Genomic DNA, 10712 nt, shown 5'->3' with positions numbered 1-10712 from the left:
GACGCGCTTTAAGTCTTTGTTTTGATGCATGTCGTCCCGCCAAAACCGCTGCGCACTTTTGGGCGACATGCATTAAAGCGCGCATGTCTTTGTCCCGAAACCGGTCTCCACTTTCGGGAGACATGCTTTAAGCGCCAAGATGCCGTTTCAGCCCACTGACGCGGCGCTTATTTGCCGCCGTTCAGCCTTTCGCGCAACTCCTTGCCGGTCTTGAAGAACGGCACCCACTTTTCCTCGACCTCGACGGACTCGCCGGTGCGCGGGTTGCGGCCGGTGCGGGCGGGACGGTTTTTCACCGAAAAGGCGCCGAAACCGCGCAATTCGACCCGGTTGCCCTCGGCAAGCGCATCGGTGATCTCGTCAAAGATCGCGCCGACGATGTTTTCGACATCGCGCAGGAAAAGGTGCGGGTTGCGCGCAGCAATGATCTGCACAAGCTCGGATTTGATCATAGAACGTTCCCCGTAAAACCACTGCAATCGATTATCAGGATGATTTTATTGCTTTTTTGGCTCGTCCCGGCGAGATGTCAAGGGTGCCAGACCGAAACGAGACCGTCAAGAAACAAGCGGTCGGCGCCAAGCTCGTGAATGATATCGCCGCCGGCATCCGGCAGGCCAAGCGCTTTGGCCGCCATTTTTGCCATCGACTGGGAAAACAGGAAACCGCCGCGCCTGTCCTTGTCCTTCCACTCGACGACCTTGAGCTTGCCGTCCACGCCCTTCGTCGTCAGCCAGTCGATCGCCTCCTGCTCGCCGCCGACGGCGTCGACCAGGTGATTGGCCAAAGCCTGGCGGCCGGTGAAGATCGAACCGTCGGCCAGCGCCAGCGCCTGCTCATGCGTCATTTTGCGGCGGTCGGCGACGATGCCGACGAACCAGTCGTAACTGTCGAGGATCAGCTTGCGCACCATGGCGCGCTCGTCATCATTGGTCGGCTTGAAAGGCGAGGGCGAAGCCTTGAGCGGCGACGATTTCACTTCCTCCAGCTTGATGCCGAGTTTGTCCATGAGACCGCTGACGTCGGGATACTGGATCAGCACGCCGATCGAGCCGACGATCGAGGTCTTGCGGGCGACGATGTGGTCGGCAGCGCTTGCGATCATGTAGCCGGCCGATGCCGCCAGCGTGCCGACTTCGGCCACCACCGGCTTGTCGCCGGCAAGCTTGCGCACGGCTTCGAATGTCGACTCGCCGCCGACCGTCGTGCCTCCAGGCGAATCGATCGACAGGATGACGCCCTTCACCTCTGGCGACTTGCGGATCGCCTCCAGCCTTTTGAGCAGCTCCTCGTCCTCGGTGATGGTGCCTTCGATCTTGACCTTGGCGATATGCGGGACTGCCTGGCCGGTAAAATTGTCGTCATAGACCCAGGTCGAGAAGGCGATGATGGCTGCCGCCAGAACCAGAAACGCCACGACGCGCCAGAAGGTCAGCTTGCGGCGCAAGCGGCGGCGGTCGATCAGGTCGTCGGCTCTCATTGCCATCGTCAGCCTCATGGGTGGGTGGGAAAGCACGCTTTTAAAGCAAGCTTCGGCACACGGCTACCGTTTCCTGAAGACTCGGCGCCGAGCGTCGGCGTTGACGTCGGCCTCACGAAAAATTAACGCAAGCGGCCTGTATCTCTGCTATGAAGTACAGGGGTGCCGCCGAATTGTTCTCGATTTGCCGGCGGCAGTTGTCACATTTTTGCAGTTTTCCTCCGCTTGTGCTTGCTTGTAGGTGTCGGCATACCACCTATAGGCGGTGTTTGGGCGGGCAAAGGTCCATTAGAAAAGTCATGTTGGCGCGATCTGACGAAACGAGCGATGCCGGTGAGGTATCGGCTCCCGCGACCCAAGGCGGCACGCGTGGCGATGCTTTCAACCGCGCGCAGCGGCACTCGCGCCGCGTGCGCGTGCTGAAATTCGCCGTGCCGTTGCTCGCGGTCGCGATCGCCGTCGCCTTTCCGGTCTATTCCTACCTGAAGGCGCCCCTGTCCGTCTCGGTGCAGGCCGACGGCACGGCGTTTTCCGACGGCAAGCTGGTGATGGCCAATCCGAAGCTCAACGGCTTCACCAAGCAGAAGCTGCCCTATTCGCTGACGGCGACCAGGGCGACGCAGGATGTCGGCCAGCAGGCCGTCATCGACCTGGACGGCATCAACGCCAAGCTGCCCGTCGCCACCGACAATATCGTGTCGGTCGATGCCGCCCACGGCATCTACAATCGCGACGCCAATACGATGGACCTGACCAGCGATGTCAGCGTGACGACGACGGACGGCCTGGTGGCCAAGTTCAAATCGATCTTCCTAGACATGGGCAAAGGCTCTATGAAGACGAGCAATCCGGTCGACGTCAGCCGTGGCGGGTCGCGCATCACCGCGGACTCGATGTCGGTCGAGGACAATGGCAGAATCGTGGTCTTCGAAAACCGGGTTCGCGTCAACATAGATCCAACTGCGCTTAAGGCAGCCGGGGTAAAAGGTGGAGAACAGAATGCGTCGCAGTAAATCCGCATGGCTTTCGGGCGCTGCTTCCGCATTGCTGCTTTTGGCGACGGCGCATTCGTTCGCGCAATCGAGCGCCACCAGCCAGATTCCGGGGCTCAAGCTGTCGGGTGACCAGCCGATCCAGATCGAAAGCGACAAGCTGGAGGTTCGCCAGGCCGACAGCATGGCCGTGTTCAGCGGCAACGTGACCGTCAACCAGGGGCCGACCCTGCTCAAGGCCGGCAAGATGACGGTCTACTATGTCAAGGATGCCAATGCCGACAAAAGCGCCGCAGCCGGCGCATCGGCGATGACGGGCGCGGCCAATATCGACCACCTCGAGGTCGAGAACAAAGTCTACATCAAATCGAACGACCAGATCGCCACCGGCGACACCGGCAAATTCGATATGAAGACGCAGGTGCTGGTGCTTTCGGGCAAGGAAGTGGTGCTGTCGCAGGGCGACAATGTGCTCAAGGGCTGCAAGCTCACCGTGCAGATGAAGAGCGGCCTCGGCAATGTCGAAGGCTGCCCTCGCGTCATCATGATGTTCAAGCCGCAGAAACAGGACGCGCAGGGAGCGTCGAGCAAGTAATGGCCGGCGTGACTTCGCTGCTGGCCCGTCTTCCGGGACGGGCAGCCGCACAACCCGCTGCGCCGGCGACGGTCGGCACCGACAAGGCGAAGTTCAAGGGCACCCTGATCGCCAAGGGGCTGACCAAGAGCTACAAGGGCCGCAAGGTGGTGAGCGGAGTGACGCTTGGCGTGCGCGCCGGCGAGGCCGTCGGCCTGCTCGGCCCCAACGGCGCAGGCAAGACCACCTGCTTCTATATGGTCACCGGCCTTGTCCCTGTCGACGAAGGTTCGATCGAGATCGACGGCTTCGACGTCACCTCGATGCCGATGTACCGGCGTGCCCGCCTCGGCATCGGCTATCTGCCGCAGGAAGCGTCGATCTTCCGCGGCCTGAATGTCGAGCAGAACATCCGCGCCGTGCTGGAGGTGGTCGAAAAGAGCCGCAAGGAACGAGAACGTACGCTCGACGAGCTGCTCGAGGAGTTCCACATCAGCCATCTGCGCAAGGCGCCGTCGATGTCGCTGTCGGGCGGCGAACGGCGCCGCCTCGAAATCGCGCGTGCGCTGGCGACACGGCCAGCCTATATGCTGCTCGACGAGCCCTTCGCCGGTATCGACCCGATCGCCGTCGCCGACATCCAGCAGCTCGTCCGCCACCTCACGGCGCGCGGCATCGGCGTCTTGATCACGGATCACAATGTGCGCGAGACGCTCGGCCTGATCGACCGCGCCTACATCATCCATGCCGGCCAGGTGCTGACGCATGGCCGGGCCGACGAGATCGTCGCCAACGCCGACGTGCGGCGTCTCTATCTCGGCGAGGGCTTCACGCTCTGATCCGCGATTTCGCGGTTTTCGATGATCGCGTCACGACTTTCGGTTATTTTAGCGCTCGATAACGCTCCGGTAAGCCGCGGCTGCTAGCGTTTTCCTTGACAAGCAAAAGCCGGGCCAGTTTGTATGCCCGACCGAAAAACAACTGTGCGACGCGTAGACGAGGCGTTTGAATCCCACCATGGCGCTGGCAGCCAAACTGCAGCTCAGACAATCCCAGTCGCTGGTGATGACGCCGCAGCTGATGCAGTCGATCCGGCTGCTGCAGCTCACCCATGTCGAGCTCGAGCGTTTCATCGACGAGGAGATTGAGCGCAACCCGCTGCTGGAGCGGGCCGAACCGCAGGACGACGCTGCCGGCGGCCAGGCCCAGAAAGGCGAGGCGGCGCCGGACAAGGATGTCGAGGGCGACTGGTTCGAGGGCGAGACGGAATGGAGCGCCGAAGCGATCTCGCAAAAGCTCGATTCTTCCCTGGAGAACCTGTTTCCCGACGATCCCGGCACCCACGAGAGGCTGGGGCCCGATCTTACGGCGCAGTGGAAGTCGGCCGCCGGCGGCGGTGCCGGCGCGGCGTCGTCGGAAGGATTCGACGTCGGCGACATGGCCGCGGCCGCCGTCACGCTGCGCGAACATGTCGGCGAGCAGATCGCGCTTGCTTCGCTCAGCCCCGGCGAGCGCCTGATCGCGGGTGAGCTCGCCGACGGGCTCGACGAAGCCGGTTATCTGCGCACCGACCTCGATGAGATCATGGTCCGGCTCGGCGCGGACGACGCGGCGGTGGCGCGCGTGCTCGGCGTCTGCCAGACCTTCGAGCCGGCCGGACTTTTCGCGCGCGACCTTGCCGAATGCCTGTCGCTGCAGCTTGCGGTGCGCGACCGGCTCGATCCGGCGATGAAGGCGCTGGTCGCCAATCTCGAGCTTCTGGCGCGGCGGGATTTCCAGACGCTGAAGCGCATCTGCGGCGTCGACGAGGAGGACCTGCTCGACATGCTGGCCGAGATCCGCGCGCTCGATCCGCGGCCCGGCCTGGCGTTTTCGGGCGGCGCGAGCGATGCGATCGTCGCCGATGTCGAGGTCCGCGCCGCCAATGACGGCAGCTGGGCGGTGGAGCTCAACGCCGACACGCTGCCGCGCGTGCTGGTGGACAACGTCTACTTCGCGCGCGTTTCAAGCCACGCCAAGGATCAGGCGGAAAAGGACTTTCTCGCCGAATGCCTGCAGAACGCCAACTGGCTGACGCGCAGTCTCGACCAGCGGGCCAAGACCATCCTCAAGGTGGCGTCCGAGATCGTGCGGCAGCAGGATGCCTTCCTCGTCCATGGCGTGCGCCACCTCAAGCCGCTCAACCTGCGCACGGTGGCCGACGCCATCGGCATGCATGAATCGACCGTCAGCCGCGTCACCGCCAACAAATACATGCTGACGCCGCGCGGCGTCTTCGAGCTGCGCTATTTCTTCACCGCATCGATCGCCTCGGCGGAAGGTGGCGAAGCGCATTCGTCCGAGGCCGTGCGCGACCGCATCAAGCAGATGATCGACGAGGAAAAGTCCGCCGACGTGCTTTCCGACGACGCCATCGTCGACATGCTCAAGGAAAACGGGGTCGATATCGCGCGCCGCACCGTCGCGAAATACCGCGAAGGCATGAACATCCCATCGTCGGTGCAGCGGCGGCGGGAGAAGCGGGCGCTCGCGAACGCCGGCCGCTAGAGCAATTCAGGGAAAAGCGTGAGCGGTCTTCCGTCGGGCACTTGCGTCGGCAGCCGCAACTACCGGCCTACGCTGGGGGCGTTTGCGGCGCCGCTCCTGCGTTTTCTTACTCTCCAAGTGAAGACCGACGTCGCCGCATAATTCCAAACGGCGCCAACGAGAATGCCGGCCAGGCCTGCCGACCACCATCTATAGTGACTGTTCGCGAACAGGTAGTTTGCAATGCCCACGTTTGCGAAGGCACCCACCGAGCATACGAGCATGAAACTGAACAGGCCGAAAATCACTTCCCTGACACCCCGCAGCCGTCTGTCGCGATAGGTCAGCGTGTTGTTGACAAAGAAATTGAACACCATCGCGGTGAATGTCGCGACGCCCTGAGCGGCCACAAAACCGAGAAGGCCTGCGGCGAGAAGCGCCGACAACACGACCATATGAACGAAGACGCCAAGGCCGCCTATCAGGGAAAAAGATATGAAGCGCGCTGGAATGATGTGACCGACCAGTTTGTCGGCCAGCAACATCAGGTATTCCCATGTGACCAAGGCATCGAGCTTGCTCTCGCCGGCCTGCCGCGTCCGAAACTGGTAAGCGACCTCCTGGATTCTCAATGGAGATTTCGAGGAAGCGCAGATGTCCAACAGGATCTTGTAGCCTTGCCCCGATAAATCCCTGACCGAATTATCGAAAGCCGACCTCGTAATGGCGAAGAAGCCGCTCATCGGGTCACTGAGATCGCTTTTGGTCACCATCTTGGCCAACCACGTCGCAAGAGCGCTGATTTGCGCCCGGCGTTGGTCCCAAGAACCCAGCCCGCCACCTTCGATATACCTAGAGCCGACCACAAGGTCGGCGGCGTTGGTTTCGAGGACGGAAAGCATTTCCGGTATGATGCTCTCGTCATGCTGGAGATCGGCATCTATCACGACCATGAATGGAGCGGTCGTGCTGAGCATGCCTTCGGTGACGGCCGTAGACAGCCCACGCCGGCCGATGCGATGAATGAGTCGAATTCCGGGGAGGGCGGCAGCCAGTTTTGCGATTTCAGTTCTCGTCCCATCGAAGGAATCGTCGTCGACAAAGACGATCTCATGGTCTCTGCCTTTGAGCGCTATCCCGATGGCCGCCGCGATCTTGGAAACATTCGCAACTTCATTGAATGTCGGAATGATGACTGAAATCAACGGGGCAAAATGCGACTTCGCATTTTGACTGCTGACATCGATGTTCAAAGTCGCCCCCTGGTCATTTGAGTTTGGTGCCGCGGCGTCTGACGGGCACTTTGTCGCAATTGGCCGTGAAGCCGCCGATGGCTGGATTAAGCTGGAGCAGGCCAAGCTTCAATAGCATGAACTAAAGTTCACCAATGCAGCAGGGGGTCTGCTTTCACGACCGTCAACTTCCCGGCGTCGATGCGTTTGGTGACGACATCGGGAGGAAGATGGCCGGTGAGAATCTGCTCGCGGGTATAGAAGGGATCGACGATGAAGGGTTTTCCCGAACGGTAGCTGGCAAGCGTAGAGGAACAGGTCGCGTCGCCGGGCGTGTCTTGGAGGCGGGCGACCGTGGCGGACATGGCGGCTTCGCGCGCGGTTATTTCGGCGTGAAAGCCGGGATCCATCAACAATTGCACCGGTTCCAGGCGAGCGGACGCCAGCAGGCGGATACAGATGGCGAGCAGAAGGATGAATTGGAGCTTTTCCCCAGACCAGCGGCGGGCCAGCGGCAAAGCCGGCGCGTGCGCGAAAGCGAGGCCGGTGGCAATGGACACGCCGAAGACCAATTCGAATTGCGCGTTGTAGGCTACGCCATCGCCGGTTTTTTGGACGAAGAACATCACGAGGCCAAGCGTGTTCAGCAGATTGCAGAGCCGGATATTGGGATCGGCCCTGCGCGTAATGCCGACGTAAACCCAGGCGGCCAGGCCAACGGCGATCCATTGCAGATGTCCGATGGCGCCGATGGCGTGTTTCAACATATAGGCGCGCGGCGACCTCAAATTTGTGAAAAAGTCAGGGCCGAAGGCGAGGTAGCAAAGGGCAAACCCCAATAGGATGGCGAACGTCGCCAGCAGCGCCGATTTCACCATCTGTCGCGGCCGGTTGATGCCCAGCCAGATCATCGCCGTCAGCGGCATCACCACGAGGTTGTGCTTGATGAAACCCGCGCCCACCATCAGAAGGATAGGCAGGGCATAGCCGCGATCCTGCGACCTGGCCTGCAGGAAGGCGACAAAGCCAATCGTCATGACCGCTTGCGCCAGCAAATGCGGGTCATTCATCCCGACATAGCTGGTAAAGAAGCGGCACATGGTGGCGCCAAAAAACAGCGCGCCGATGCCTGCGGAGGTCGCGTCGCCGCCCAGCAGGCGGACCGCGCGGAAAACGCCCCCGGCGATCACCAGCACGGCCGCGAGCGACAGCAGCCGCCCGGCCAGAACGGCGTCACCGATCAATCGTCCGAGACCGCCGACGATATAGAAGGAAAGCGGGGGGTAGTTATTGGCGATCAACTGATGGGCAGAGGGATAGAGCGGCATCCGCCCCATCGCCGCGTCGGCATAGTAGGCATTCCATCCCTCATTGGTATCGATCTCGATGTTCAAAAACACCCGATAGACCGGCCACAGGGCCGCCAGGGCGGTCAGCAGGGCGAGGCAACCGATCATGATGGACACGCGGCGGGTCGAGGAATTCCCGCCGGCCTGGCTCAAGGTTGAATTCATTCGACACCAGGTCTGGATCCGATTTTGTGGATGGATCGAGTGAATCCGCCGTCGCCTTCGCGCTTTGGCGGACAGGGTCCGCCTGCGTTAAAAGTACGGGACGACAGAGGAAATCGACCCCCCCGAGTTCATTATGCAACTGTAATATCTTTCCCGGCAATGCAAGCGCTGAGGACGCGTTGTTTCTTACCGGCGGCGAACTGGGCATAGTGGTTTCTGGGCTGCCCGGCCGACGGCCGAAGCCCTCATAGGTACTCCGCCCTATGAAGGCTAGGTTCGGCATAGGCCGGTTCTTGAAAACCGCCATTTTCGACACGGCCCGACCCGGATCTCGACAAGCCTTGGCCGGTGCGAGACGGGCTGATTTTCCACAATTCCCAAGCTTCATTGACAAGTCGCAATGAAGTGTCTAGAAGCCCGCCCGCATGAGCGAGGCAGTAATGCCGGCTTGCGAAAGGGTCCGTCAGACACGGCCGCGGATGGCCAAGAAGGCGACTTGTGATCAACCGGAAAGTTCGGGTCTAAAATCGGCGCGCATGCCGCTGCGAAGCTTGTGCGCGCGCACCACGGGTATAAACTCGCGAACAGTTTGAAGCCTGGGCAAGGAAGGTCAGTTTTCAGATGAATCTACGCATTTCGGGAAAACACATGGACATCGGCGATGCGTTTCGCTCACGCATCAACGACCGGGTCGGCGAGGCGATCGAGAAATATTTCGATCGGGGTTTTTCAGGACATGTCACGGTCATCAAATCGGGGTCGCGTTTCTCCGCCGACTGTATGGTCCGGCTCGATTCCGGCGCTTCGCTGCAGGCGACCGGCGACGCCCAGGACCCGACGCTCGCCTTCGAGGCGGCCGCCGACCGCCTGGAAACAAGGCTGCGGCGCTACAAGCGCCGGCTGAAGTCGCGCAACACGGGCAACGGCAACGGCGAAGAGCCAACCGACATCGCCTATACCGTGATGGCCCCTCTCACCGACGACGAGGAAGATATTCCGGAGGACTTCGCTCCGGTCATCGTCGCCGAATCAAGCATGACGCTGCGGACCATGTCGGTGGCGTCGGCCGTCATTGAGCTCGATACCAGCGACAGCCCGGTTTTTGTCTTCCGCAATGCCGGAAACGACCATCTCAACATCGTCTACCGCCGGCCGGATGGCAATATCGGCTGGATCGATCCGTCGACGACCAAAGTCGCGCAGGGATAAAAAGCCAGCCGCGCGAGGGGGCGACGACTGGCGCGGCAGGCGAGCAAGGGATTTTTCAAGCATGGATCTCAGTGATCTCATCAGCGTCCCGGCGATCATGCCGGCGTTGAAGGCGAATTCCAAAAAGCAGCTTCTGCAATTGCTGTCGGAGAGGGCCGCGGCGATTTCGGGGATTCCGGAACGGGAGGTGTTCGACACCATCCTGCAGCGCGAGCGGCTGGGCTCGACCGGCGTCGGCAACGGCATCGCCATTCCGCACGGCAAGCTCGCCGGCGTGAAGCGGATCGCGGGCGTCTTCGCCCGGCTGGAAACGCCGGTCGATTTTGAGGCGCTGGACGACCAGCCGGTCGACCTGGTGTTTCTGCTGCTTGCGCCCGAAGGCGCCGGCGCCGACCATCTCAAGGCGCTGTCGCGCATCGCGCGCGTGCTGCGCGATGCCGATACGGTCGCCAAGATCAGGGGCACGCGCGATGCGGTGGCAATCCACGCGTTGCTGTCGGACACACAGGCTTCGCACGCGGCCTGACGTTCTCGGCTTAAGCTAAGATTTTTTTGGATTAAACCTTCCAAGGGCCGCCGCGGGCGGCCCTTTCCAGACGTCACGTCGCCTTAGTGAATGGCGACCGTGGTCAGGTCGTTCTCCAACGCACCCGCCAGCGCCCGGTCACGGGCATCGGAAAGCAGGATCGGCTGGCCGTTGGCGGCAAACAGCGCCCACAGCTCCATGCCGGGCGCGATTTCCTCGAGGCCGGGGAAGCGGCCGCGCAGGTCGTCGCTCGACACTTTCCTGAGGTAAGCGACCGAACCTTCGCCGAGATGGGCGAGTTCGCCGCTGGTCATGGTGCTCACTTCGTCAGTTCTAGTCATTTCAAGCCTCCTTGGCGCGAGGACGCCAGGATTGGCCGCCTCGCATAGAGCCATCGGCGAAGGTCAGTCTTTCACCGATATGTTTATTTTCCGTACCAGCCGCTCGGCCTCCGGCCGGTCGAGATCGATCGACAGCAGGCCGTTCTTCAGTTCCGCCGCGACCACCCGCATGCCGTCGGCCAGCACGAAACAGCGCTGGAACTGGCGCGCGGCGATGCCGCGGTGGAGGAATTCGCGCTCGGTATCGTCGGTCTGGCGGCCGCGCACGATCAGCTGGTTTTCCTCCGTGGTGACATCGAGGTCGCTTTCAGCGAAACC

General features: G+C 61.7%; 12 protein-coding genes. 6 read left to right on the top strand and 6 right to left on the bottom strand.

What is annotated here, in order from left to right:
- Nucleotides 1-167: 167 nt before the first annotated feature.
- Nucleotides 168-452 carry an integration host factor subunit beta gene (locus tag FJ471_RS32850; protein ID WP_027165368.1) on the bottom strand — a complete coding sequence of 95 codons (285 nt, stop codon included), beginning with the start codon at nucleotides 450-452 and terminating at the stop codon, nucleotides 168-170.
- 77 nt (nucleotides 453-529) lie between these two features.
- Nucleotides 530-1486 (bottom strand): signal peptide peptidase SppA, encoded by a 957-nt coding sequence (gene sppA, locus FJ471_RS32845; RefSeq protein WP_140809803.1) that lies wholly within the window; start codon nucleotides 1484-1486, stop codon nucleotides 530-532.
- A 293-nt stretch (nucleotides 1487-1779) separates the two neighbouring features.
- On the opposite strand from sppA, the gene lptC reads away from it, so the two are divergent.
- The 4 genes from lptC to rpoN all read left to right on the top strand — a co-directional run bounded on the left by lptC (nucleotide 1780) and on the right by rpoN (nucleotide 5593).
- On the top strand, nucleotides 1780-2493 hold the full coding sequence (gene lptC / locus FJ471_RS32840) for an LPS export ABC transporter periplasmic protein LptC (protein ID WP_140809801.1): 714 nt from the start codon (nucleotides 1780-1782) through the stop codon (nucleotides 2491-2493).
- Entirely contained in the window at nucleotides 2480-3067 is a 588-nt protein-coding gene (locus tag FJ471_RS32835) for an LptA/OstA family protein (RefSeq protein WP_140809799.1), read from the top strand. Before lptC ends, FJ471_RS32835 begins: the two co-directional genes overlap by 14 nt.
- On the top strand, nucleotides 3067-3885 hold the full coding sequence (gene lptB, locus FJ471_RS32830; RefSeq protein ID WP_140644562.1) for an LPS export ABC transporter ATP-binding protein: 819 nt from the start codon (nucleotides 3067-3069) through the stop codon (nucleotides 3883-3885). Before FJ471_RS32835 ends, lptB begins: the two co-directional genes overlap by 1 nt.
- Before the next feature lie 178 nt (nucleotides 3886-4063).
- Nucleotides 4064-5593: an RNA polymerase factor sigma-54 gene (gene rpoN, locus FJ471_RS32825; RefSeq protein WP_140809797.1), complete on the top strand. Its 1530-nt coding sequence runs from the start codon at nucleotides 4064-4066 to the stop codon at nucleotides 5591-5593.
- A gap of 59 nt (nucleotides 5594-5652) precedes the next feature.
- Here the strand turns inward: rpoN and FJ471_RS32820 are convergent, their stop codons facing one another.
- Together FJ471_RS32820 and FJ471_RS32815 are read right to left on the bottom strand one after the other, a co-directional pair.
- On the bottom strand, nucleotides 5653-6825 hold the full coding sequence (locus FJ471_RS32820; RefSeq protein ID WP_210242070.1) for a glycosyltransferase family 2 protein: 1173 nt from the start codon (nucleotides 6823-6825) through the stop codon (nucleotides 5653-5655).
- 128 nt (nucleotides 6826-6953) lie between these two features.
- Nucleotides 6954-8306, bottom strand: a complete 1353-nt coding sequence (locus tag FJ471_RS32815) for a glycosyltransferase family 39 protein (RefSeq protein ID WP_181179915.1) — start codon at nucleotides 8304-8306, stop codon at nucleotides 6954-6956.
- Between the two features lie 633 nt (nucleotides 8307-8939).
- Between FJ471_RS32815 and raiA the strand changes: the two genes are divergently transcribed.
- Together raiA and ptsN are read left to right on the top strand one after the other, a co-directional pair.
- On the top strand, nucleotides 8940-9527 hold the full coding sequence (gene raiA, locus FJ471_RS32810) for a ribosome-associated translation inhibitor RaiA (protein ID WP_140809793.1): 588 nt from the start codon (nucleotides 8940-8942) through the stop codon (nucleotides 9525-9527).
- Nucleotides 9528-9588: 61 nt separating this feature from the next.
- Nucleotides 9589-10053 (top strand): PTS IIA-like nitrogen regulatory protein PtsN, encoded by a 465-nt coding sequence (ptsN, locus tag FJ471_RS32805; protein WP_042641064.1) that lies wholly within the window; start codon nucleotides 9589-9591, stop codon nucleotides 10051-10053.
- Between the two features lie 83 nt (nucleotides 10054-10136).
- On the opposite strand, the gene FJ471_RS32800 is transcribed toward ptsN, so the two are convergent.
- Nucleotides 10137-10394, bottom strand: a complete 258-nt coding sequence (locus tag FJ471_RS32800; protein ID WP_140809791.1) for a DUF1150 family protein — start codon at nucleotides 10392-10394, stop codon at nucleotides 10137-10139.
- 63 nt (nucleotides 10395-10457) lie between these two features.
- A partial coding sequence (locus FJ471_RS32795; protein WP_140809789.1) for an Hsp20 family protein occupies nucleotides 10458-10712 on the bottom strand: 255 nt, incomplete at its 5' end.

Source organism: Mesorhizobium sp. B2-7-1, assembly GCF_006440735.1.
In the GTDB taxonomy this organism is placed as follows: domain Bacteria; phylum Pseudomonadota; class Alphaproteobacteria; order Rhizobiales; family Rhizobiaceae; genus Mesorhizobium.
The sequence above is the reverse complement of the archived record's forward strand: the minus strand, read 5'-3'. Positions and strand labels throughout refer to the sequence as shown.